The organism is Skermanella stibiiresistens SB22 (assembly GCF_000576635.1).
Classification (GTDB): domain Bacteria; phylum Pseudomonadota; class Alphaproteobacteria; order Azospirillales; family Azospirillaceae; genus Skermanella; species Skermanella stibiiresistens.
The window spans coordinates 81,884-106,349 of sequence record NZ_AVFL01000015.1 but is presented as its reverse complement, the minus strand read 5'-3'; the positions used below and the strand labels follow the sequence as shown (position 1 = coordinate 106,349).

Below are 24,466 nucleotides of genomic sequence, written 5' to 3'. Positions count from 1 at the left end.
GCGGCCAGCTACCCCCGCCAGTTCCACGATAGTGCTATAGGCGTCTTGGCTTGGGGCGGTTATGGTGGGGGCTTGGTTTCGTCTGGTACGGATGGATGGCGATTATCTCAGCTCGGACTGCGGACCCGGCACCCTCGTTCGGTTCCAAGCCGGATCACCCGCCTGATCTCGTGATCGAAATCGACGACAAGAGCTTCGCGGCGGTTGGTGACGCGCCCGCCCACCGGGCCGTGAGCGGGTTTCGGCTGACGGCGCGGCGCGGTGAGTTCGTCGCGATGGTTGGGCCATCCGGCTGTGGCAAGACGACGACGCTGAACATCGTCGCGGGTCTCGATAGCGATTTCCAAGGCAACGTCACGCTGCCGACCGCGCCGGGCCGGGCTCGTCCCGTGCTTGGCTATGTGTTCCAAAACCCGCGCCTGCTGCCGTGGCGCACCGTCCATGAGAACTTGGCCTTGGTACTGAACGGCGAAGCCGACGCCGAGGACAGGATCGTGGCGCTGCTGGAGGCCATGGACCTGACCGGCGTCCGCGACCAGTATCCCGGCAGGCTGTCGGTGGGCATGCAGCGCCGCGCGGCGCTGGCCCGCGCCTTCGTCGTCAAGCCCGACCTGCTGCTGATGGACGAGCCCTTCGTGTCGCTGGACGAGCAGACGGCGCGGCGCCTGCGCCTGCTGCTGCTCGACCTGTGGCATGCCCGGCCGACCACGGTCCTGTTCGTCACGCATAACCTGCGCGAGGCCATTCAACTGGCCGATCGGCTGGTGCTGCTGTCGGCGCCCCCGACGCGGGTGCTGACGGATCTGGTGATCGGCCTGCCACGATCCCGTCGCGATGACGAGGCCGCCGTTGAGGAATACCGCGCCGAACTGCTGGGCCGGGCGGGTCCGGCGTTCGAATTGCTGGGCTGACCCTCTGATCACGCCGTATGGCGCTTGGGCGGCTTTGCAGCGGTCGCCGCGATGCGGTAAGGTCGCGTCATGTCAGAGACGCCCGCACCCGAAAAACCAACCGTCATCCTGACCGGCGCCAGCCGGGGGATCGGCCATGCCACCGTCCAGCGCTTCAGCCAGGAAGGCTGGCGCGTGATCACCTGTTCCCGGGAGACCATCCCGGAGGACTGCAAGGCCGATCCCAACTGGACGCACCATATCGCCGCCGACCTGGGCGATCCCGATAGCCGCGCCGAGTTCGTCAAGGAGGCCAATCGCGTCCTGGCGGGTGGTCCCCTGCATTCGCTGGTCAACAACGCCGGCGTTTCGCCCAAGACCCCCATCAAGGAGCGGCTGGGCTGCCTGAATGGGGATCTCAGCGCGTGGCGTTCGGTCTTCGAGCTGAATTTCTTCACGCCATTGGTGCTGGCGCGTGGATTCGCGGCCTCGCTCGCCAAAGGCAAGGGCGCCATCGTCAACATCACCTCGATCGCTGGACACGCGGTCCATCCCTTCGCCGGGTCCGCCTATAGCACCTCGAAGGCGGCGCTTTCGGGTTTGACGCGGGAGATGGCGGTGGAGTTCGCGGATCTGGGCGTGCGGGTCAACGCGGTGGCTCCGGGCGAGATCGAAACGGCGATGCTGTCGCCGGAAACCGACATCCTGATCCCCCGCATTCCCCTGCATCGGCTGGGCCAGCCGGCCGACGTCGCGGCGGCGATCTTCTACCTTAGCTCGCCCGACAGCAACTATGTCACCGGCACCGAGATCTTCGTGACCGGCGGCCAGCACCTGTATTGATGACAACGATTTTCGGCGGAACACGCATGGCCGATCCTCACGGCGGGCTGTCCAGCATCCGGATGCTGGAAAAGCTGGTTTCCTTCGACACCACCAGCCGCAACTCCAATTTGGACCTGATCCGGTTCATCGAGGATTACCTGGGCGGCCTCGGCGTCGGCAGCCACCTCGTGTACGACGAGGCGGGAACCAAGGCCAACCTCTACGCGACCCTGGGGCCCACGGACCGGGGCGGCGTGATCCTGTCAGGTCACACCGACGTGGTCCCGGTCGATGGCCAGAAATGGGCGACCGACCCGTTCGCGCTGACCGAGCGCGACGGTAGGTTGTATGGTCGCGGATCCTGTGACATGAAGGGCTTCGACGCCGTCGTCCTCGCCATGGTGCCGGAATTCCTGTCCCGTGACCTGCGGGTCCCGATCCATCTGGCGTTCTCCTACGACGAGGAGGTCGGATGCATCGGCGTGCGCCGGCTGATCGAACGGTTGGGTGAGTTCGGCGCCAAACCGACCATGTGCGTCGTCGGCGAACCCACCGACATGAAGGTGATGACCGGCCACAAAGGCAAGAAATCGGTGCGCTGCACGGTGCGGGGAGCGGCCTGCCATTCCTCGCTGGCGCCCCAGGGCGTCAACGCCATCGAATACGCGGCGGAGGCGATCGCGCACATGAAGGCCATGGCCCGCCGGATCCAGCGGGAGGGCCCGTTCGACCCGCTGTTCGACGTGCCCCATACCACGATCCACACGGGCGTGATCCAGGGCGGCGAGGCCCTGAACATCGTGCCCGACCTCTGCGTCTTCGACGCCGAGATCCGGGTCATTCCTCAGGATGACGCCGAGTCGCTGTTCGCCGAGATCGAATCATACGTCGACCGTATTCTAATTCCCGAGATGAGGGCGGTCGATCCCGCCGCCGGGTTTGACTGGGAGGAGATCTTCGCGTTCCCCGGCCTGGACACCGATCCCGAGGCGGAGGTGGTTCGGCTGGCGAAGTCGTGCGCCGAGCGCAACGACCACGAGAAGGTCGCCTATGGCACCGAAGGTGGGCTGTTCCAGCAAATGGGCGGCATTCCGACGGTGATCGTCGGCCCCGGCAGCATCGAGCAGGCCCACAAGCCCGACGAGTTCATCACCGTCGATCAGATCGGACGCTGTGAACGGTTCATGCGCAGGTTGCTGGATCAACTGACCGCCCCTTGATCCTGGGTATCCGTTGAAATTCTTAGGCATCAAACTATTTGTGATAGGTTTGATTGCGGGGCGGTGTCTGTTTTCATCTTGCCGCTGCTTGTATTATATATGGTTTGACTGGGAAACCGATTGAGAGGCGACGGATTTTGACCCTCGGGCGCATGCCCCGGCGCATGGATCTGCTGATCATGACGATGTCCGCGTTTTTCGCGCTGAGCGTCATCGGCATTCGTGTCGCCTCACTGTGGTCGGAGTATGGGCGTGAGATCGGGCGGGCGGAGTCGGCCAGCCGCGATTTGGCCCGCGTGACCGAGGAGTATATCGGTCGGGTATTCGAGACCAATGACCTGATCGCTTCGGAAGTCGTCCGGTATGTGCGCCAGCAGGGTGGAGTGGAACAGGTCAGGAACCGCCTGGAGCCACACCGCTACCTGGCCGACCTGTCGCGCCGCACGGGAGGCAGTCAGATCTTCGTGGTCGACAGCGCGGGCGTCCCATCCATCCTGACGACGCGGTTTCCGGCTCCCGACGGTGATTATACGGACCGTGACTGGATGAAGGTCCATGTCGCCGGAGCCGATCGCCACATTGGCGAAGCCTTGGTTGGCCGAATCTCCGGGGAGATCGTGTTCTCATATTCCCGCTCGATCCGGGCAGCCGACGGATTGCTCGACGGGGTCGTTCATATCTCCATGAGACCGAGTTTCTTCGAGCAGGTTCCGGATACCAGCGATTTCGGGTCCGGCGTCCAGCTGACGGTCTGGAACCCGGAGGGCAGGGTGATCGCCCGAACGGGGATGTCGGTGGCGGATATCGGCTTGGCATATCGGGATCACCCGGCGCTTCAAGTCATGTTCGACGGCGACACCGGGACGTTCCGGGCGCCGTCCCCCTTTGACGACTCCGACCGGATCTTCTCGTTCCGCCGCCACAATCAGTGGCCTATCATCGTCAGCGCCAGCGTGCCGGTCAGCAGTGCGTTGGTACCCTTCCGGGACAGCGTCCGGCAGGCGCTATGGCAGGTCGCCCTGGTGCTGACCGGCTTGGCCGCACTGACCGCGGTGGCGTTAAGGCTCAACCGGAACGAGCGGGCGGCGAGGGAGGCACTTTCTCGTTCCAACGCGGCGCTGGTACGCTCCGGTCGCGATCTGCAGAACCGCATCGAGGATCGTGCCCGTGAACTGGCGGAAGCCAACGACCGGCGCCGGGAGGATGAGGAGCGGTTCCGCGGCGTCTTCAACGCCATGTTCCAGTTCATCGCGCTGCTGAAGCCCGACGGGACCGTGATCGAGGTCAACCGCGCCGTGTTGGATTTCTGCGGGGTCGATTCCGCCGAGATCCGGAACCATCACCTGTGGGAAACCCCTTGGTGGCATCGCGGAGATGACGGGGTGGAACGGCTTCGCCAAGCCGTCGCCACGGCCATCACCGGAAAATTCGTCCGCTACGAGGCGGAGGTGACCGGAGCGGGTGGCCGCCGTGTGCTGATCGACTTTTCCCTCAATGCGGTCACCGACGCGAGGGGCAGGGTCATCCTGCTGGTGGCGGAGGGGCGTGACATCTCCGACCTCAAGGTGGCCCAGGCCAAGCTTCACGAGGCGCAGAAACTGGAGATGCTCGGCCAATTGACTGGTGGCGTCGCCCATGACTTCAACAATTTGCTGATGGTGATCCTCAGCAACCTCGACCTCCTGAGGAAGCGGTTGCCCGACGACGAGCGGCTGTGCCAGTTCGCCGATAGCGCCGTGCAGGCGGCCGAGCGGGGCACGACGCTGACCCAGCGCCTCCTGGCGTTCGCCCGTCGGCAGGACTTGCGGCCCGAGGTGATCGACTTGGCCGACCTCGTCACCGGCATGAAGGATCTGGTGGAGCGCTCGGTGGGTGTCGGTATCCAGACGATCTTCGATCTGCCCAAAGGGTTGCCCAGCGTCCGGGTCGACGCCAACCAGCTCGAACTGGCCCTCCTGAACCTCGTGTTGAACGCCAAGGACGCCATGCCGGAGGGCGGCATCCTGACGATATCGCTGCGCCACCTGCCGGGCGACCGTGACGATGAAAGCCTGCCGCGGGCCGGCCATGTCGCGCTCAGCGTCGCCGACAGCGGGCGGGGCATGGACGAGAGGACGGCGAAAGCCTGCATCGAACCGTTCTTCACCACGAAGGAGCCGGGCAAGGGGTCCGGTCTGGGGCTGTCCATGGTGCACGGTCTGGCGGAGCAATCGGGAGGCTGGCTGCGCATCCTGACCAATCCAGGCATGGGGACCCGGATCTCGATCGGATTGCCGGCCGCCGGGACGGTCATGGCGATCAAACCGCTGCTGGGCGCCGCCGGCGCGGAGCCGGTCCGGCTGCCTTCATGCCGCATCCTGCTGGTCGAGGACGACGTGCTGGTGGGCATGGGCGCGGAGGCCGTCCTGAGCGACATGGGGCACACGGTGACGCTGGCCCATGACGGCCCACACGCGCTGGAGATCCTGAGCCGCGGCAGCGCGTTCGATCTCGTGATCACCGACTACGCCATGCCGGGCATGACGGGAACCGAACTGATCGACGAGATCAGGGCGCGGAATCCGGATTTGCCGATCGTGCTGGCCTCCGGTTACGCCGATCTGCCGGACGGCGAGGTTCCGGACGGTGTCGCGCGGCTGTGCAAGCCTTATCGCCCGCATGACTTGGTCACGGCGCTATCCAGCCTGCTGATGCCGACGGCATCGGTCGGACAATCGGTCGGGGCGTCCAACGTCGTTCGCCTGCTGCGGGATCCGCGGGCGTAGGAGTGTCCCAGGCGCTCAGTGGGCGAGCAGGACAGGCATGTTCGCCATGGCGAGGATATGGCTGGTGGCGCCTCCGAAGATCATCTGCCGCAGACGGCTCTGGGTGTAGGCACCCTTGATCAGCAGATCGACCTCCAGCGCCTTGGCGTGTTCCAGGATCGTCTCACCGACGCCGCGGTTCTGAGGCACGTGCATCGCCTGGGCGGGGACGCCGGAGCGGGTCAGGTAGCGGGCCGCCTCCTCGGCGCTGGGGCCCGCGACCAGCCCGCCCTCGACCGACAGCACGAAGACGCGCTCCGCCTGTTCCAGGAAGGTGCGGGCGAAGGCGACGGCGCGCGCGGTCTCGGTGCTGGCGTTCCACGCGATCATGACGGTGTGGCCGAGCCGGCGGGGTGCCGTCGGCGGTGCGACCAGCACCGGTCGGCCACCGTCGAACAGCGCCGCCTCCAGCGTGCTCATGCGTGGCGGTGTCGCTCCGCGCGAGGGTTGGCCGAGGATTGTCAGGTCGAACAGGCGGGCGTGCTGGCCGATGAAATCGTCGCCGGGCGGCGCCTCGATCCGGAAGGTCGCCCAGGGCTGGCCGGTGCCGGCGCCACCGTCGAGCGGAATGTCGTTGCGGTTCAGGAACTGTTCGAACTCCTGGCGCGAGCGCTGGATGCTGTCCCAGTCCTCCTTGCGGAAATCCTCCACGACATAGGGCGCTCCCATGCCGGTCGCCGCGATGATGCCGGCGAAGTCCGGACGGACGTGGAGCCCTTCCATGTGACTGCCGAAGCGCCGGGCCACCAGGAGGGCCGTGTCCAGCACCGACGATAACAACTCGCTCTCCTCGACCGGGATGAGAATGCTCTTCATGTGCTTGAACCTCTTCGATACTTCGCCGCCGCTGGGGCTTCCGCCTCGTGTCGATCATCCGCCGAGGCGATGCCGGGCGCAACCATCTTAAAGGCTGGGGGCTTGAAGGTTGGGGACACGCCGCCTCGGGAAAATATAGACCTGTCAGTTTAGATATCTCTCCGCGAAGGCTAGGTCAAATCGTCACGCGGCCCCGGCATGAAGGCATCAAGGCGAGACAGGGGGCGGGCATGGTCCTACTGTGCCAAGGATCCGTTTTTCCCAATCCCCACGCTGGTTTGATCATGAACGATGTAGCAGAATTTCTCGCCTATGCGATCAAGCTGGAGGAGGATGCCGCGGCGCGGTTCTCCGATCTGGCCGAGTCGATGAAAACCTATGGCAATCAGGAAATCGCCGAGTTCTTCGGCAAGATGGCCCACTTCTCGCGGATGCATTTGGCCGAGGCCCGAAAGCGCTCCGGTTTCCACAAGATGCCCGTCATGAAGCCCGAGGATTTCGTGTGGCCGGATGACGAAAGCCCGGAGGCGACCTCGATGGAGGGATCACACTACCTCATGACGGCGGAATACGCGCTGGACCTGGCCCTCGACAGCGAGGAGCGCGGCTTCGCGTTCTACGACAACATCGCCAAAGGCACGAAGGACCCGGAGGTCCGCATGATGGCGGAGGAGTTCGCGCTGGAGGAGGCCGAGCACGTCGCCGAACTGAAGAAGTGGGTGTCGCGGTACAAGGCCGCTTGACCGGAACATCGTCCCCTCCCAAGTCCAGCACCATGGACTTGGGAGGCTCCGACGAGGCGGCGGAAACCGGCGATTTCAGGACGCGCGGGACTTCAGGGCCGCGTAATCGAACTCATAGGTCTTGTCCGGCGGCTGATAGCCTCGGAACACCTCGATCGCCTCCTCGATCGTGACACCCTCGGGAACGTTCTGGATCTCGTAGACGACCGACGATCCACTGGTCGGGCCGACATCCGCCGTGCGGTGGGCCTTGGTGATCAGTCCCTCGCCGGCGACCTTGATCATGTATGATGCCATTATTCGACTCTCCTGAAGTGGACCCTGTCGGGTGTGACCAGAACTGTTGATTTTCACGGGGTTTTTGGGTTTGGCGATGCCATGACCTTCCCGGAGATTAGCAGTCGGTTCGGCAGCGCGCCGCGCGACAAGTTGCCCATCGGAAATTCGGCTCGAATTATATCGATTTCGCCGCACGCGATGGTATGGTGTTGGTCATGGGAGAGATTGGCATGTCCACACCAATGATCGTCATCGCGCTCATCGCGTTGTACGCGGCCTACGTATACAACCGGCTGCAAAAATTGTGGCTGGTCGTGCGGCAGGATCTATCGGAGGTGGACCTATTGGCCGGCTCGCATGTCCAAGCCTTCCGGCGGCTCGCCGACGCGGGCGGGCGGCTCGCCGAGCACCAGCAGATGCTGCCGCAGCTGATAGAAGCCGAAAAGATCCTGCTGGCGCGACGGGATCGCTGCAACGCAAGCATTCGCCTTTACAACACCTATCGCTCCCAACTGCCGCAGGTATTGATGAGCGGACTCGCCGGCTTTCGCGAGATCGCCTTCCTTACGGCCGACCCGGCCCTGACGGCGGGGCGCCCACGTCCGGAGGACGCCGGATCGGGCACGGTGACCGTGATGCGCCGATAGGGGCTGGATCCCCTCCCGTTTTCGCCTAAATCCCTCCTCGCTCAGAGTCGATCGCAAAATCTGACGGCACGGGCTGTGCCTTCCCGCGTTCTCGCGTGTTACCCTGGTCAGTCGCACGCTCCGACGGCACTGGCTATTCCCGCTGGGCGGTCGTGAGCGGCCAAGATCCGCCAAGCCCGACGCGAACGGGCGTCCCACGTCCTTGCAACAGCCCGAGATACCATGATCGATCGGAACGACCGCCTCTGGTACAAGGATGCCGTCATCTATCAGCTCCACGTGAAGGCTTTCTTCGATGCCGACAATGACGGTATCGGCGACTTCGCGGGACTGTCCCAGAAACTGGACTATCTTCAGGAACTCGGTGTCACGGCACTGTGGTTGTTGCCCTTCTATCCCTCGCCGCTGCGCGACGACGGGTACGACATCGCCGACTATCGCAATGTCAATCCGTCCTACGGCTTCATGAAGGATTTCCGGCAATTCGTCCGGGAGTGCCATAGCCGCGGCATGCGGGTGATAACGGAGCTGGTGATCAACCACACCTCCGACCAGCATCCGTGGTTCCAGCGCGCCCGCACCGCCAAGCCGGGCTCGAACCACCGGAATTTCTACGTTTGGAGCGACAGCGACCAGAAGTACCAGGGCACCCGGATCATCTTCCTGGATACGGAGAAGTCCAACTGGACTTGGGACCCGGTCGCCAAGTCGTATTTCTGGCACCGCTTCTATTCGCACCAGCCGGACCTGAACTTCGACAATCCGGCCGTGCTGCGCGAGGTCCTGAGCGTGCTGCGCTTCTGGCTCGACATGGGTGTCGACGGGCTGCGGCTAGACGCCGTGCCCTACCTGATCGAGCGCGAGGGCACGAACAACGAGAACCTCAGCGAAACCCATGACATCCTGAAGCAGATCCGCGCCGCCGTCGACGAGGGTTACGCCGACCGCATGCTGCTGGCCGAGGCCAACCAGTGGCCGGAGGATGTGCTGCCCTATTTCGGCGATCTGTCGAAGGGCGGCGACGAATGCCACATGGCGTTCCACTTCCCGCTGATGCCACGCATGTACATGGCGATCGCGCAGGAGGACCGGCATCCCGTCACCGACATCATGCGCCAGACGCCGGAGATCCCGGAGACCTGCCAGTGGGCCGTGTTCCTGCGGAACCACGACGAGCTGACGCTGGAGATGGTCACCGACAAGGAGCGGGACTATCTCTGGAATTTCTACGCCAAGGACCGGCGGATGCGGATCAACCTGGGCATCCGCCGCCGTTTGGCGACGCTCATGGACAACGACCGGCGCAAGATCGAGCTGCTCAACAGCCTGCTGTTCTCGATGCCTGGCACGCCCGTCGTCTATTACGGCGACGAGATCGGCATGGGCGACAATGTCTATCTGGGTGACCGCGACGGCGTGCGGACGCCGATGCAGTGGTCGCCCGACCGCAACGGCGGCTTCTCGCGGTCCGATCCGGCGCGTCTTTACCTGCCGGCGGTCGCCGATCCGATCTATGGCTTCGACGCCGTCAACGTCGAGGCGCAGGAGCGCAGCCCGTCGTCGCTGCTGAACTGGATGAAGCGGCTGATCGCGGTGCGCCAGCAGCAGAAGTCGTTCGGCCGCGGCGCGCTCCGCTTCCTGTATCCCGGCAACCGAAAGGTCCTCGCCTATCTGCGCGAGCATGAGGGCGAGGTGATCCTGTGCGTCGCCAACCTGTCGCGCTCGGCGCAGGCGGTCGAGCTCGACCTCGCCCGCTTCAAGGGCAGCGTTCCGGTCGAACTGATCGGCCGAAGCACTTTCCCGCCGATCGGTGATCTGCCTTATCTGCTGACGCTGCCCGGCTATGGCTTCTTCTGGTTCGGCCTGACCAGCAGCGCCGAACAGCCCGCTTGGCACGAGCAGCTCCCGGAGGTGATGCCGGAATTCGTGACGCTGGTGATTACCGACGGCTGGCGCAACGCGTCGGGCCGCGCCGCGACCGAGTTGACCCGCGACGTGCTGCCGACATACCTGCCCAAGCAGCGGTGGTTCGGCGCCAAGGACGAGGTGATCAACGAGACCCGCATCCACACGCTGGCGGAGCTGACCGGACAGGGTGAGACCTTCATGCTCGGCATGATCGACGTCGTGCTATCCGGAGTCGAGGAACCGCACCCGTACTTCCTGCCGCTGGCCGTGACCTGGGAGGAGACCGCCGCGACACCCGCGTCGCCACTGCTGCCCTACACGCTGTCGCGCGCTCGGCGCGGACCGCGCCTCGGTGGATTGTACGACGCCATGCAGTCGGACAGGTTCCTGCTGGCCGCGATCGACGCGATCCGCCGTGGCGAGCAGGTCAAGGCGAGTTCAGGCGTCATCAAGTTCCAGCCGACCCAGCGCATGGCGGAGCTCGAGCTTCCGGCCGAGCTCGAGGTTCGGCGGCTGGGTGTCGAGCAGAGCAACACCTCCGTCCTGGTCGCCGACATGATGGTGGTCAAGGGCTACCGGAAGCTGGTCCATGGCGAGCATCCGGAGCTGGAGATCGGCCGCTTCCTGACCGAGGTCGCGGATTACCGCAACACGCCGGCCCTACTGGGCTCCGTGCTGCATGTCGAGGATGACGGAACCACGACCGCCTTGATGGTCGTGCAGGGCTTCGTGCGGAACCAGGGCGATGGCTGGACCTTCACGGTCGATCATCTGGTGCGCTACCTGGATGAGATCCGGCTGGGGGCCACCGCCACCGACGAAGCCGGGCGGACCTCGCCCGAGGATCTGGAGTTCTACTTGTCACTGGCCGGCACGCTCGGCCAGCGGACGGCGGAACTGCATCGGGCCCTGGCGATCGAGAGCGGCGATCCCGCCTTCGAGCCGGAACCCATCACCGAATCCGATGTGTCCAGTTGGGTGGAGGGAGCCAAGGCGCAGGCCGAACGCGCCTTCGGCAGCTTGGAGCAGGCCAAATCTAAGCTGATCGGCGACGATCTGGCGGAGGCTGAGGCGTTGCTGGAGCGCCGCGGTGAGTGCATGGACCTTATCGGTTCGCTGCTCTCCGGCGGTGTCACCAGCTTCAAGACGCGCTATCATGGCGACTATCATTTGGGGCAGGTGTTGAAGGCCCAGAATGACTGGTACATCATCGATTTCGAGGGCGAGCCGGCCAAATCCCTGGACCAGCGCCGGGCCAAGCAGGCTCCGCTGCGCGATGTCGCGGGCATGCTGAGGTCGTTCAACTACGCGGCTTGGGCGGCGGTCAAGCGGGTCGAGGAGATGCAGGCGGACGCCGGCTCCAAGGTGCTCGGCTCCGCGCTCGAATGGGAGCAGCGGGCGTCCAGGGCCTTCATCGGTGCGTATCACGACGCGATTTTGGGGTGCCCCAGCTACCCAGCCGATGAAAGCGTGGCAAAAAGCCTGCTCGACCTGTTCACGTTGGAGAAGGCTCTTTACGAGATCGCCTACGAGGCCGCAAATCGGCCGACATGGCTGGGCATTCCCATCAAGGGGGTGACCGGCATCCTCGACGCACACGCCGCCAGCGCACAGCCTGGGGAGGTTTGATGACCGCCTACACCAAGAACCCGACCAGCCAGACCGCCGCCGTCGCGGAACCGCAAGCTCCCTCGGGCGCCAAGAGCGACGAGGTTTTGCGGGCGGAGATCGAGTCGATCATCCGCGCCGATCATGGCGATCCATTCGGCATCCTTGGCATGCACACCGATGGGCCGGATGGCGCCGTCACGGTTCGGACCTTCATGCCCGAGGCGCGGCGCGTGGAGTTGATCGACGGTCAGAGCGGCGAGACGATCGGCGATCTGGAGAAGATCCATTCCGACGGTTTCTGGTCATTGACCTTGCGCGACCGCCAGACTCCGTTCCGCTATCGGTTCCGGATCGAGTTCGCCACCCACACGGGCGAGTTCGAGGACGCCTACCGGTTCCCGCCGGTGCTGGGACAGCTGGATGTCCACCTGCTGGCGGAGGGCACCCACCTCCGCAGCTTCGAGCGGCTCGGCGCCCATCCTCATGAAATGGATGGCGTGACCGGGACCGCGTTCGCGGTGTGGGCTCCGAACGCCTCCCGCGTTTCGGTGATCGGTGAGTTCTGCAACTGGGACGGCCGCAGGCTGCCGATGCGGAAGCGCCACGAATGCGGCGTCTGGGAACTGTTCGTTCCCCATGTCGCCAAGGGCGACCGTTACAAGTACGAGATCCGCGGCCCCAGCGGCAATCTGATGCCGCTGAAGGCCGACCCTTATGCGTTCCGCAGCGAGTTGCCGCCGCACACGGCGTCGATCGTCAATGGTCTGAACCGGCACGAATGGCGCGATCAGGAGTGGCTGCGCGACCGCGCGCGGACGGACTGGCGCGCAAAGCCGGTGTCGATCTACGAATGCCACATCAGTTCATGGCGGCGTCCGGACGGCGAGGGCGGCCTGCGCTACCTGACCTATGACGAGCTGGGCGACCAGCTCGTGCCGTATGTCAAGGAGATGGGCTACACCCATATCGAGCTGCTGCCGATCACCGAGTTTCCGTTCGACGGCTCCTGGGGTTACCAACCGATCGGCATGTACGCGCCGACCAGCCGACATGGCGATCCGGCGGCCTTCGCGCGCTTCGTCGAACGGTGCCACACCGAGGGAATCGGCCTGCTGCTCGACTGGGTGCCCGGCCACTTCCCGACCGACCCGCACGGCTTGGGCATGTTCGACGGGACGCACCTGTACGAGCACGCCGATCCACGCCAGGGCTTCCACCAGGACTGGAACACCCTGATCTACAATTTCGGCCGGCGCGAGGTATCGAGCTTCCTGCTGGGCAGCGCCTTGTACTGGATGGATCAGTTCCACTTCGACGGCATCCGGGTCGATGCCGTGGCCTCCATGCTGTATCTCGATTACAGCCGGCAGGCCGACCAGTGGGTCCCTAACCAATACGGTGGCAACGAGAACCTGGAGGCGGTCGCCTTCCTGAAGCGCATGAACGAGTTGGTCTACGCCAACCACCCCGGCGGCATGACGGTGGCGGAGGAGTCGACCTCTTGGCCGGGCGTGTCTCGGCCGGTCTACCTGGGCGGCTTGGGCTTCGGCTTCAAATGGAACATGGGCTGGATGCACGACACGCTCAGCTTCATGTCCAAGGACCCGATCCATCGCCGGTACCATCACCACTCCATGACCTTCGGCATGGTCTACGCCTACAGCGAGAACTTCGTCCTGCCGCTGAGCCATGACGAGGTGGTCCACGGCAAGGGATCGCTGCTCAACAAGATGCCGGGTGACCGGTGGCAGAAGTTCGCCAACCTGCGGGCCTATTACGGCTTCATGTGGACGCATCCCGGCAAGAAGCTGCTGTTCATGGGTGGCGAGTTTGGCCAGGAGCGCGAGTGGAACCACAACCAGGGGCTCGACTGGTTCCTGCTGGACGATCCGTTCCACAAGGGCGTCCAGACGCTGATCCGCGACCTGAACCATTTGTACCAGGATACCGCCGCGCTGCATGAGCTGGACAACGAGCCCGCCGGCTTCGAGTGGATCGAGGCCAACGACAGCGACAACAGCGTCCTGGCGTTCCTGCGCTACGGCAAGGATCGGGAGCGGCCGATCGTGTCGGTCAGCAACTTCACCCCGCTCCCGCGCCAGGGATACAGGGTGGGAGTGCCGGCGCCGGGCTTCTACCGTGAGCGGTTGAACACGGACGCCGGTGTCTATGGCGGTGGCGATGTCGGCAACAACGGTGGCGTGGAGGCGGAGGAGATCCCGCATCACGGGCGTCCGTATTCGATCTGCCTGACGGTGCCGCCGCTCGGCTCGCTGATCCTGGAGCGTGCCTAGACGGTTCCGGGGAGATCCAACCATCGAGAGCGCGTCGCGGGTCTCAGACCCGCAGCGCGCTCGACAGTTCGATCACGCGGAGCGTTTCACCCCACTCCACGATGTCGGCCACTTGATCCAGCGTCATCCAGCGGGCGTCCAGCGCATCGTCGGCGGCGATCGGGTCGCCCGCTGGACACTCCGCCAGCACCTCGACCAGGGTGTAATGGAACTGGGTCTGGCCATCGGCGTCGTGGTGGATCGAGTCGAGGGCGGTGATCACCGCCTTGGGCTCGACGGTGAGGCCGGTCTCCTCCAGCACCTCACGGGTGGCCGCTTGGAACAGGGTCTCGCCGACCGTCTGCGCGCCGCCTGGAATGCCCCACTGACCCATGCGCGGTGGTTTGCCGCGCTGGATCAGCAGGACGCGGTCGCCCTGCCAGACCACGACTCCGACACCGACCCAGGGGCGGTCGGGGTATTCCCGGTCGGAGCGAGTCACCGCTTGAACCGCTCGTCCACCGGAACGCGGTAGCCATTGACGAGCCGGTTGGTCTCGTTCGCCATGCCGACCACGCCCATCAACTCTCCGAACATCTCCTCGGTCATGCCGGCCTTGCGGGCCGCCGCCGAGTGGGAGGCGATGCAGTATTCGCAGCTGTTGGTGACGCTGACGGCCAGATAGACCATCTCCTTCGTCAGCGGGTCGAGCGCGCCGGGGGCCATCACCTCCTTCAAGCTCTCCCAGGTCCGCCGGAGGGTCGGCGGATGGCTGGCGAGCGCCTTCCAGAAATTGTTGATCTGGTCGATCTTGCGGGTCGCCATGATGTCGTCATAGACGGCGCGGACCTCGGGACTGGCGTCCTCGTATTCGATCATGGGGGTTCCTCGGTGTCGGGTGACGGACCAAAAAGAGAGCGGGGCGCCCCGGTGTGGGACGCCCCGCTCAACTTAACACCGCTGGTGAGGCGGAGGATCAATACATGTGCTGGCCGCCGTTGATCGACAGGGTCGAGCCGGTGATGAAGCCGCCCTCGTCGGCCACCAGGAACAGCACGCCGCGCGCGATCTCCGAAGCCTTGCCGAGACGGCCAACCGGCACCTTGGCGACGATCTTCTCCAGCACGTTGGCCGGTACGGCGCGGACCATGTCGGTGTCGATGTAGCCGGGGGCGATGGCGTTGACGGTGATCCCCTTGGCCGCACCCTCCTGGGCCAGCGCCTTGGTGAAGCCGTGGATGCCCGACTTGGCCGCCGCGTAGTTGACCTGGCCGTACTGGCCGGCCTGACCGTTGATCGAGCCGATGTTGACGATGCGGCCGAAACCACGCTCGCGCATGCCGTCGATGACGTTGCGGCACATGTTGAAGCAGGAGGTCAGGTTGGTCTGGATGACGTCGTTCCACTGCTCGTAGGTCATGCGGTGCATCACGCCGTCCCGCGTGATGCCCGCGTTGTTGACGACGATCTCCACCGGGCCCAACTCGGCCGCGACCTTGGCGAGGCCTTCCTTGCAGGCGTCGAAGCTGCCGACGTCCCACTTGAAGGCGGCGATGCCGGTCCGTTCGGAGAACTCGCGCGCGCGCTCGTCGTTGCCGGCGTAGACGGCGGCAACCGTGTACCCGGCGTCCTTGAGAGCGAGCGAGATGGCTTCGCCGATACCGCGCGTTCCGCCGGTCACCACTGCGACTCTACCCATTGATTCCTCCCCCAGAAAGCGATGATTTGATGGTATGGGCCGATCCGGAGGCGCTTGAAGAGGGCGACTCCGGACCAGCGATCTTAACGGTCGCTCACGATCGACGCATTGATTCGCGTCAACGGGAACATTGCCTATTAGTCGCGGGCTACCGTCAGGGCGATGCCCATGCCGCCGCCGATGCACAGGGTGGCGAGGCCCTTCTTGGCGTCGCGGCGCTGCATCTCGTGGAGCAGGGTGATCAGGACGCGGGCGCCCGAGGCGCCGATCGGATGGCCGAGCGCGATGGCGCCGCCATTGACGTTGACCTTGGACTTGTCCCAGCCAAGGTCCTTGTTGACGGCGCAGGCCTGGGCGGCGAAGGCCTCGTTCGCCTCGATCAGGTCCAGGTCGTCGACGGTCCAGCCGGCGCGCTGGAGGGCCAGCCGGCTGGCGGGGATCGGGCCGGAGCCCATGATCGAGGGATCGACGCCGGCGGTCGCCCACGAAACGATCCGGGCCAAGGGCTTGATGCCCCGCTTGGAGGCGGCGTCGGCGCCCATCAGGATCAGGGCGGCGGCGCCGTCGTTGATGCCCGAGGCGTTGCCGGCCGTGACCGAGCCTTCCTTGGAGAAGGCGGGACGGAGCTTGGCCAGCGCCTCGACCGTGACGCCGGCCTTGGGGAACTCGTCGGTGTCGACGACCGTCTCGCCCTTGCGGGTCTTGATGGTCACCGGGACGATCTCGTCCTTGAACTTGCCGGCCTTCATCGCGGCCTCGGCCTTGTTCTGCGACGCCGTCGCGAACTCGTCCTGCTGCTCGCGGGTGATCTGCCACTTCTGGGCGACGTTCTCGGCGGTGGTGCCCATGTGGTAGCCGTTGAAGGCGTCCATCAGGCCGTCCTTCAGCATCGTGTCGATCATCTGCGTGTCACCCATCTTGGTGCCGTTGCGCAGATGCATGCAGTGGGGCGCCAAGCTCATGCTCTCCTGCCCGCCCGCGACCACGATGTCGGAGTCGCCGAGCTTGATCGCCTGATAGCCGAGCGCCACCGTGCGCAGGCCGGAACCGCAGAGCTGGTTGATGGCGTAGGCGGTCCTCTCGACCGGGATGCCGGCGGCGATGGCCGCCTGACGGGCGGGGTTCTGCCCGGTGCCCGCCGTCAGCACCTGACCCAGCACGACCTCGGACACTTCGCCCGCGTCCACCCCGGCGCGCTTCAACGCCTCACGGATCGCCAGTTCACCGAGCGTGTGCGCGGGTAGCGAGCTCAGCGAGCCGTTGAACGCGCCGATCGGCGTGCGCGCGGCACCGGCAATAACGACTTCGGTCATGGGGAACGCTCCTTAGCTGATGGCTATTTTCTTATGGGCCTGCCTTAGCACGGCCTAAACTAGCCCCGGCAATTTTTCGGCGCAAGACTTCGCGGGTACATGTCCCTCCGCCACTTGGCCCCGCGCCACTAAGTCGCGCTCCGCAATAGAGAAACCTAGTATCCTAACGATTGATGTGTTCACCTCAGGTTGCGAAGCCACTGGGCGAGGGGTTCCCAAACCAACGATCTCGCCATGGCGCTGACGATCATCCCGACATGGCCCAGGTGCGGGTCCCGGATGGTGGCGCCGGGGATCGCGTCGCCCAGCGCGCGGGCGGACAGCGGCGGCACGATCCTGTCCTTGCCGGGGATCATCACCATGACCGGGGGACGCAGCCGGCGAGGCTCGACGGCCTCGCCAGCGATGACCCAGGCGCGCCGCGCCGTGTCGTTGCGGCCGTACCAGCCGGTCAGACAGTCGCGCGCGACGCAGGCGGGCAGGGCGACGCCGTCGTTCAGCCAGTCCTCCAGCGCCACGAAATCGCGGGCGGCGGCGCCGTCCGGGGCCAGGCGGGAGAAACGGGTGAACTTGCGGGCGACCTGAAGCGGGTCCTGCATGGCGAACAGCGCCTGGATCGCGTCGACCGGCAACTCGCCCCAGGCGTCCAGCACCGGCTCGAACGGTCCCAGCGCCGCCGCCGTCCGCTTCGCCATGGCGGCGTTGTCGGCGTGGAAATCCCAAGGTGTCGCCAGCAGGGCCAGACCGGCGATGTCGCGCGGCCGTCGCAGCGTCAGGCCGGTGGCGAGCAGGCCGCCCATGCAGTAGCCGACCACGGCGGGGCGCGCGCCAGTCAGGTCGAGCACCGCGTCCAGCGCCCGCTCCAGCCTGCCCGCCACGAAATCCGTCATTGTGAAGCCACGCTCCAGTGGTCCGGGCCGGCCCCAATCGAGCAGCAGCGGGCGGAGTCCCTGGCCGGACATCCACCGCGTGAGGGAACAATCCTCGGACAGGTCGAGGATGTAATGCCGGTTGATCATCGACGGCACGAACAGAACCGGCGCTCCGGCTCCTCCGGACGTTTCGGCCCCATAATCCAGCAGCCGCGCCGAGCCCTCGCGCCAGACGGTCGGTGGCTCGGGCATGTCGCGGCGGTAGGGATGGTGGCGGTAACGCTCGACGCCGGTCAGTATCGCGTCGCAGCGCCACCGCATCTCGCGATCGACGGCCCGCGCGAAGGCGTCAGGATCGACGCCGTCGAGTTCCGCCCGCAGGTCCTCGGCGCGGTCCCGCAGATCCCCCTTCCAGGCTATCGATCCGTTCCTCAAGAACGGCAATCCGGCGGGCGAGCTCAGCAGGGTGGTCAGTGTCGCCGCCATGTGGAGCGCCAGCGGACGGGGCCCCTGGCGGGGAGTCCTGCGCGGGTCCGCCGGATGTGGAGGGGGCGGACGTGAAAGGGGCGAATGGATCATGAAATCGCTGATGTTGACCAGTGCCGCGCGTGCCGCCATGGCTGTTGAACGCGGAGAAGGGCGTCATGGCCGCGGCCCCTTGTCCCAGGATCTGGAACAAGCGCGAGAAGTGTTCCGCGACCTCGGGATCGACCGCCAGCGCCGACCATTGATCCTGCCAAAGATCCAGGTAGCGGCGTGCGAGACTTTCGAGTGAGGGCGGTTCTTGATCGGGTGAAGTGGCCATGGCGGCGACTATAATCGCGAACTACCGCGTTTGAACAGCGCCGCGCCATCGCGAGGTATGTTGGGGTCCGTCCCAATTGCGGTGGGCGGCGCGGTAGAAAGCTTGCCTAACGACGGTTTTATCGCGTACTCCTAATGTCTTGAGGGATTTGAGCGCAATGCCACCGCGTGAAAGCATACGAAATGGCCGAAAAAGAAGAAGCTAAATCCGCCCTGATCACGATCAAGAAGTATGCCAACCGTAGGCTGTATAATACGGCGACGAGCAGTTACGTCACGTTGGACCATCTGTGCCAGATGGTCAAGGACGGGATGGACTTCGTCGTGTATGACGCCAAGACGGGCGAGGACATCACCCGGTCGGTGCTGACGCAGATCATCGTGGAAGAGGAAAGCAAGGGGCAGAACCTGCTTCCCATCAGCTTCCTCCGCCAGTTGATCGGCTTCTACGGCGACAACATGCAATGGGTGGTTCCACGCTATCTGGAATACAGCATGCAGTCGTTCTCGCGGAACCAGGAGCAGATGCGCGATTACTTCTCGAACACGATCGGCGGAATCTTTCCGTTCGGCACGACGTTCGAGGAAGTGGGCAAGCAGAACCTGGCGATGTTCGAACGGGCGATGCGGATGTTCACCCCGTTCGGACCGCAGACCGAACAGGGCAAGGCCGCCACCGAGCAGTTCGACCAAGCTGCCCAGCGCGCCCGTGTCGAAAGCGAGAAGACGCTGAGCGACCTGCAGAAGCAGCTCGAGGAGTTGCAGAAGCAGTTGGTGACGATCACCAAGGCGAAGGGCGAGTGACCTGGAGGCTGGCTTGGGCCAGCCGACTCGGTTGGTCTGGTCTCACTCCCGCTTCTCCGCGGAGGCCAGCTTGATGGCTGGTCGGTTGGCGTCGGCCCAGGGGCGGTCCAGCGTCGGCGACCCGAAGAACCATCCCTGAAGCATCGAGACGCCCTCATTGCGGAGGATTTCGGCCTCCTCCGCCGTCTCGACGCATTCGGCCACGGTTTCCACGCCGAAGCCGCGCGCGGCCGCGATCAGGCTCCGCACGAAATGCAGGTTGTCGGGCCGTGCCGCGATGTTCTTGACGTATCCGCCGTCGATCTTGACGATATCGACCTCCAGCGACTTCAGATGCCGGAACGAGATATGGCCGGCGCCGAAGTCGTCGAGCGCCACCTTGCAGCCCAGGTCGCGCATGGTGGCGATGAACCGGGCCGTCTCCTCGATGTCCTCGATCGCGGCGGTCTCCGTGATCTCCACCACCAGACGCCGGGCGACGGCGGGCCGGTCGCGCAGCAGAGCCACGAAGCTGCGCAGCCACGAACGGTCGGTCGCCGTCATGCCGGATATGTTCATGGCCAGCCGCAGTTCGGGATGCGGCTCCAACTCCCGCACCGCCATGTCCAGCACCCGCCGGTCGATCAGCCGGACCATGTCGAGCCGCTCGATCGCCGGGATGAACTGACCGGCGGATACGATGGCGCCCATCGGGTCGCGCATGCGCAGCAGGCATTCATGAAAGCGCACGCGCAGGTCCGCGGCGCCGACGACGGGCTGGTAGGCGAGCATGAAACCGTCGCCGTCCAGCGTCCGGCGCATATCGGCGCCGATCTCCTCCAGCGCGAGATGCTCGCGCTGGCGCTCCTCGGTCGGGCGATGATGGACGGCGCGGTCGCGGCCCGCGTCCCGGGCCTCCGCCAAAGCCGATTCGGCGTGGGTTTCGGCGTCGAACACCGTCTTGACGAATTCCGGAAACGCGACCGAGCCGACCGAAACCGAAACCTGGATCAAGCCCGCCGGCGTGTGGACCGGCTCGTTCCGGAACAAGGCTAGGATCTTCTCGGCGACGCGGGGCAGGTTGGCCTCGGCGCATTTGTTGACCACCACGCCGAACCGGTCGCCGCCGATCCTGCCGACCACGTCGCTCGGCCGGATCATCCGCTCCAGGCGTTGGCTGACCTCGATGATGACGGCGTCCGCCGCGTCATAGCCGAACGCGGTGTTGACCGCTCCCAGTCCATCGATGTCGATCACGATGTAGCCGCCGGTGCCCCGATAGCGCTGGCTGTTGAGAATGCCCTGGCGCAGCGCGTCGCGCAGGCGCGTGCGGTTGAAGAGCCCGGTCAGGTCGTCGAAATTCGCCTGATGCGCCACGGCCGCCTCGTACGCCTTGCGGCGGTCGACCACCCTGAGAACGCCACGCAGCACCAAGCCGCCATCTGGCCCCGGCGCGGCTTGGCCACGGTCGTGGACCCACGAGAACGCGCCGTTCGACCGGCGCAGCCGATACTCGCAGTCAAAGTCGAAACCGCCTCGCGCCGAACCCTCGGTGGCGTCGGTCATCAGCTTCATGCGGATCGGCAAGTCCTCGGCGCTGATGCGGGCGTTGAGATCCTCCCCGGTTTCGACCGTCGCCTGCCCAGCGCGGCCCAGGAGGGCCTCCACGTCGCCGAACCAGTCGATCCTGTCCGTCGTCAGCCGCCATTCGTAAGCGACGTCACCCGCCGCCGCGAGTGCCGCCCGCAGCCGCGCGGCCTCATCCGGGTGGCCGCTCATGGAGCCACCTTGCGGGTCATGTCGTTGATCAAGGGGAGATCCGGCAAAGTGAGATCCGGCAAGGAGAAATCCGGCAATGGGCGATCCGGTGATGGTTGATCCGGTGATGGCTGATCCGGCGACGGGGCATGCGCCAGAAAGTCGTCGAGGTGGCCATCGACATGACGCCTGCCACTCTCGCGAAATTTTGGTACATGATCATTGAAATTATCTTAAGTTCCTACTCCATATAGGGAATTACGGCGGCGTCGCGCCGGTCTGGCCGATCCCTCGGGTGTTTAATCCCCTGTCGCCGGCTTTATTCCGATTTCGTTAAGAACTAGCGACCGAGATTGTTGTTTAATAGCTGGATGTTCAGACAGCGTAAGGATCGGCACGGGCATGGCTGTTGGCCCCGTCTCACGCTCCCCCTTGGCACCGATACCCGACTCCCGCAGTCTGGTGCCGGTGTCGGCCGTCCGGTCCGTCCCGGCGCGGACGGGAGCCGCCGAGCGCGAGAAGCGGCGGTTGGCGAGGCGGGCGGGGGAACGTGATCCGGACACCGCCGGCAAGGCCGCCCAAGAGTCCACCGCCGCGGGCTCCAAGCCGGATCACGCCGAAGTCGCCATACCCTTCGAGCCGTTCGAACAGCCCCTTCCGGTCGCCCCGGTCGAGCCGGAGGGGGAAGGCCGGCCTGGATGGGCCAATCCGGGCAACGCTCCCTTCGTGACCCAGGTGCTGGCGCAGGAGGTCTTGAAGTCCGGCCTGCACATAGAACCCTGGCGGGAGGCGATCAGCGCCTATGAACGCGCCGGCGCCACCACCAATCCAAGCCAGGGACCAGGCTGAGGGGAGCAGCCGTCCGCCGCGTCATCGGACCGGCGCGCCTTTGGCAGTAAGGGCTTGCACGGCAGGATGATTTCACATACTTGGGTTGTTCCGAGGCAATTCTTTCGATCTTCCCACCTATCGCGGCAGGATACGTGAGCGTCGAACTTTCCCGCACGGCCGGCCCTCTCGACATTGGTGACCGCACATGAAGACGACCGGCTCCGCGCGCACCGTGGTATGGCCCGGCCGGCCGTATCCGCTGGGCGCCACATGGGATGGCTTCGGCGTCAACTTCGCGCTGTTCTCCGCCAACGCCACGCGGGTGGAGCTATGCCTGTTCGACAAGACGGGCACGCGCGAGATCGATCGGATCACGCTGCCGGAATACACCGACGAGATCTGGCACGGCTATCTGCCGGAGGCGCGGCCGGGCACGCTTTATGGATATCGCGTCCATGGCCCCTACGAGCCGTCGGCCGGACACCGCTTCAATCCCAACAAGCTGCTGCTCGACCCCTACGCCAAGGCCCTGTTCGGCGCCCTGCGCTGGTCCGACGCGCATTTCGGCTACCGGGTCGGATCGACGCGCGAGGACCTGTCGTTCGACCGCCGCGACAACGCGCGCGGCATGCCCAAATGCAGGGTGGTCGATCGCGCCTTCACCTGGGGCGACGACCGGGCGCCGCGGGTGCCGTGGAGCGACACCGTCATCTACGAGGCCCATGTCCGCGGCTTCACCATGCGCAATCCCGAGGTCGGACCGCAGCTTCGCGGCACCTTCGCGGGGCTGAGCACCCAGTCGGTGATCGACAAGTTGCGCTCGCTTGGCATCACCTCGATCGAACTGCTGCCGATCCAGGCGTTCTGCGACGACCGCCATCTGGTCGAGCGGACGCTGCGGAACTACTGGGGCTACAACACGATCGGCTTCTTCGCGCCCGAACCGCGCTTCATGACCACCGGCGTCCTGTCGGAGTTCAAGACGATGGTCGCCCGGCTGCACGAGGCGGGGATCGAGGTGATCCTCGATGTCGTCTACAACCACACCGGCGAAGGCAACCAGATGGGGCCGACGCTGAGTTTCCGGGGGATCGACAACGCCAGCTACTATCGGCTGATGCCGGGTGACAAGCGGTTCTACATCGACGACACCGGCACCGGGAACACGCTGGCGATCACCCACCCGCGCGTGCTCCAGATGGTGATGGACAGCCTGCGCTACTGGGTGTCCGAGATGCATGTCGACGGCTTTCGCTTCGATCTGGCGACCACCCTGGCGCGCGAGCCCCATGGTTACGACGCGGGCTCCGGCTTCCTGGACGCCATCCGGCAGGACCCTGTCCTGGCCGGCGTCAAGCTGATCGCGGAGCCGTGGGACATCGGCCCCGGCGGCTATCAGGTCGGCGGTTTTCCGCCCGGTTGGGCCGAGTGGAACGACCGCTACCGCGATGTCGTCCGGCGTTACTGGCGGGGCGACGAGGGCATGCTGCCGGAGTTGGCCGGGCGGCTCACCGGGTCGAGCGATCTGTTCGAACGGCATGGCAGGCGCCCCTGGGCCAGCGTCAACTTCGTCACGGCCCATGACGGCTTCACGCTGAACGACCTCGTCTCGTACAACCACAAGCACAATGAGGCCAATGGCGAGGGCAACCGTGACGGCCATTCAGGCAATCACAGCTGGAACCACGGGGTCGAGGGACCGACCACCGATCCCAAGATCGCCGAACTGCGGGCCCGCCAGCGGCGCAACTTCCTGACAACGTTGCTGCTGTCGCAAGGTACGCCGATGCTGCTGGCGGGTGACGAGATCGGGCGGACCCAGGGCGGCAACAACAACGCCTACTGCCAGGACAACGAGGTCTCGTGGATCGACTGGCAGGGTATCGGCGAGGAGGGGCGGGATCTCGCCGAGTTCACGCGCAGGCTGCTGTCGCTGCGGCGGCGCCATCCGGTGCTGCGGCGCGCCGTCTTCCTCCACGGCACCCGGACATCGGCGGATGGGGTCAAGGACATCACGTGGTTCGCGCCGCAGGGGACGGAGAAGACGAGCGACCAATGGGGCGACCGGATGGCCCGATGCGTCGGACTTCTGCTGAATGGACGGGCCGGCGACCACATGACGCAGGACGGCGGCAAGGCGGTCGACGACCGGCTGCTGATCATCCTGAACGCCTTCCACGACACGGTTCCTTTCGTCCTGCCGAAGGTTCCGGGGGGGACCGCGTGGCGCTGTCTGCTGGATACGGTGTATGCCGGTGGCGAGGCCGATCACCGGGAGGTGCCGGCGGGCGGGACCTTCGATGTCGCCGGCCGGTCGGCGCATCTGTTCATCCAGATCGAGGCGCCGGCAAACACCCAGCCGGACGCCGGGATGGATACAATACGTTAGG

20 protein-coding genes are annotated in these 24,466 nt (G+C 65.3%); 12 read left to right on the top strand and 8 right to left on the bottom strand.

Annotated elements, in window-relative coordinates; genetic code table 11:
- The first annotated feature begins 95 nt into the window (after window positions 1-95).
- The 4 genes from N825_RS19925 (at window position 96) to N825_RS36710 (ending at window position 5,700) form a co-directional block, all read left to right on the top strand.
- Window positions 96-911, top strand: a complete 816-nt coding sequence (locus tag N825_RS19925; RefSeq protein ID WP_084164894.1) for an ABC transporter ATP-binding protein — start codon at window positions 96-98, stop codon at window positions 909-911.
- A 69-nt stretch (window positions 912-980) separates the two neighbouring features.
- Complete coding sequence (locus N825_RS19920) at window positions 981-1,733, top strand: SDR family NAD(P)-dependent oxidoreductase (RefSeq protein WP_037455940.1); 753 nt, start codon at window positions 981-983, stop codon at window positions 1,731-1,733.
- A gap of 26 nt (window positions 1,734-1,759) precedes the next feature.
- Entirely contained in the window at window positions 1,760-2,935 is a 1,176-nt protein-coding gene (gene argE / locus N825_RS19915; RefSeq protein WP_037456131.1) for an acetylornithine deacetylase, read from the top strand.
- A 179-nt stretch (window positions 2,936-3,114) separates the two neighbouring features.
- Entirely contained in the window at window positions 3,115-5,700 is a 2,586-nt protein-coding gene (locus N825_RS36710) for a hybrid sensor histidine kinase/response regulator (RefSeq protein ID WP_198038642.1), read from the top strand.
- Between the two features lie 15 nt (window positions 5,701-5,715).
- On the opposite strand, the gene N825_RS19905 is transcribed toward N825_RS36710, so the two are convergent.
- Entirely contained in the window at window positions 5,716-6,555 is an 840-nt protein-coding gene (locus tag N825_RS19905; protein ID WP_037455938.1) for a universal stress protein, read from the bottom strand.
- A gap of 284 nt (window positions 6,556-6,839) precedes the next feature.
- Here N825_RS19905 and N825_RS19900 point away from each other — a divergent pair, with 284 nt between their 5' ends.
- Window positions 6,840-7,298: a ferritin-like domain-containing protein gene (locus N825_RS19900; RefSeq protein WP_037456125.1), complete on the top strand. Its 459-nt coding sequence runs from the start codon at window positions 6,840-6,842 to the stop codon at window positions 7,296-7,298.
- 75 nt (window positions 7,299-7,373) lie between these two features.
- On the opposite strand, the gene N825_RS19895 is transcribed toward N825_RS19900, so the two are convergent.
- On the bottom strand, window positions 7,374-7,595 hold the full coding sequence (locus N825_RS19895) for a hypothetical protein (protein WP_037455937.1): 222 nt from the start codon (window positions 7,593-7,595) through the stop codon (window positions 7,374-7,376).
- Window positions 7,596-7,807: 212 nt separating this feature from the next.
- Between N825_RS19895 and N825_RS19890 the strand changes: the two genes are divergently transcribed.
- The 3 genes from N825_RS19890 to glgB all read left to right on the top strand — a co-directional run bounded on the left by N825_RS19890 (window position 7,808) and on the right by glgB (window position 14,037).
- The gene (locus tag N825_RS19890; protein ID WP_157619421.1) at window positions 7,808-8,224 is read left to right on the top strand and encodes a LemA family protein; all 417 of its coding nucleotides are present in this window, start codon (window positions 7,808-7,810) and stop codon (window positions 8,222-8,224) included.
- 222 nt (window positions 8,225-8,446) lie between these two features.
- Window positions 8,447-11,761, top strand: coding sequence for a maltose alpha-D-glucosyltransferase (gene treS / locus N825_RS19885; protein WP_037455934.1), 3,315 nt, complete (start codon window positions 8,447-8,449; stop codon window positions 11,759-11,761).
- Window positions 11,761-14,037, top strand: a complete 2,277-nt coding sequence (glgB, locus tag N825_RS19880) for a 1,4-alpha-glucan branching protein GlgB (RefSeq protein ID WP_084164905.1) — start codon at window positions 11,761-11,763, stop codon at window positions 14,035-14,037. The genes treS and glgB overlap by 1 nt, the downstream gene beginning before the upstream one ends.
- Before the next feature lie 43 nt (window positions 14,038-14,080).
- On the opposite strand, the gene N825_RS19875 is transcribed toward glgB, so the two are convergent.
- The 5 genes from N825_RS19875 to N825_RS19855 form a co-directional block, all read right to left on the bottom strand.
- Complete coding sequence (locus N825_RS19875; protein ID WP_037455932.1) at window positions 14,081-14,518, bottom strand: NUDIX hydrolase; 438 nt, start codon at window positions 14,516-14,518, stop codon at window positions 14,081-14,083.
- Complete coding sequence (locus N825_RS19870; RefSeq protein ID WP_037455930.1) at window positions 14,515-14,895, bottom strand: carboxymuconolactone decarboxylase family protein; 381 nt, start codon at window positions 14,893-14,895, stop codon at window positions 14,515-14,517. The genes N825_RS19875 and N825_RS19870 overlap by 4 nt, the downstream gene beginning before the upstream one ends.
- Window positions 14,896-14,992: 97 nt before the next feature.
- A complete protein-coding gene (gene phbB, locus N825_RS19865) occupies window positions 14,993-15,715 on the bottom strand; it encodes an acetoacetyl-CoA reductase (RefSeq protein WP_037455925.1) in 723 nt (240 codons plus the stop codon).
- Window positions 15,716-15,852: 137 nt separating this feature from the next.
- A complete protein-coding gene (locus tag N825_RS19860; protein WP_037455922.1) occupies window positions 15,853-17,028 on the bottom strand; it encodes an acetyl-CoA C-acetyltransferase in 1,176 nt (391 codons plus the stop codon).
- Between the two features lie 179 nt (window positions 17,029-17,207).
- Window positions 17,208-18,386: an alpha/beta fold hydrolase gene (locus N825_RS19855; protein ID WP_245613174.1), complete on the bottom strand. Its 1,179-nt coding sequence runs from the start codon at window positions 18,384-18,386 to the stop codon at window positions 17,208-17,210.
- A 91-nt stretch (window positions 18,387-18,477) separates the two neighbouring features.
- On the opposite strand from N825_RS19855, the gene N825_RS39030 reads away from it, so the two are divergent.
- Both N825_RS39030 and phaR read left to right on the top strand, forming a co-directional pair.
- Window positions 18,478-18,675, top strand: coding sequence for a hypothetical protein (locus tag N825_RS39030; protein ID WP_157619419.1), 198 nt, complete (start codon window positions 18,478-18,480; stop codon window positions 18,673-18,675).
- A gap of 212 nt (window positions 18,676-18,887) precedes the next feature.
- Window positions 18,888-19,508, top strand: a complete 621-nt coding sequence (phaR, locus tag N825_RS19850; RefSeq protein ID WP_037455918.1) for a polyhydroxyalkanoate synthesis repressor PhaR — start codon at window positions 18,888-18,890, stop codon at window positions 19,506-19,508.
- A gap of 42 nt (window positions 19,509-19,550) precedes the next feature.
- Here phaR and N825_RS19845 read toward each other — a convergent pair whose 3' ends face one another.
- Entirely contained in the window at window positions 19,551-21,266 is a 1,716-nt protein-coding gene (locus N825_RS19845; RefSeq protein ID WP_037455916.1) for a putative bifunctional diguanylate cyclase/phosphodiesterase, read from the bottom strand.
- Between the two features lie 381 nt (window positions 21,267-21,647).
- Here N825_RS19845 and N825_RS19840 point away from each other — a divergent pair, with 381 nt between their 5' ends.
- Together N825_RS19840 and glgX are read left to right on the top strand one after the other, a co-directional pair.
- Window positions 21,648-22,094, top strand: a complete 447-nt coding sequence (locus tag N825_RS19840; protein WP_157619417.1) for a hypothetical protein — start codon at window positions 21,648-21,650, stop codon at window positions 22,092-22,094.
- Between the two features lie 187 nt (window positions 22,095-22,281).
- Window positions 22,282-24,465, top strand: a complete 2,184-nt coding sequence (gene glgX / locus N825_RS19835) for a glycogen debranching protein GlgX (RefSeq protein WP_051512641.1) — start codon at window positions 22,282-22,284, stop codon at window positions 24,463-24,465.
- Window position 24,466 lies beyond the last annotated feature (1 nt).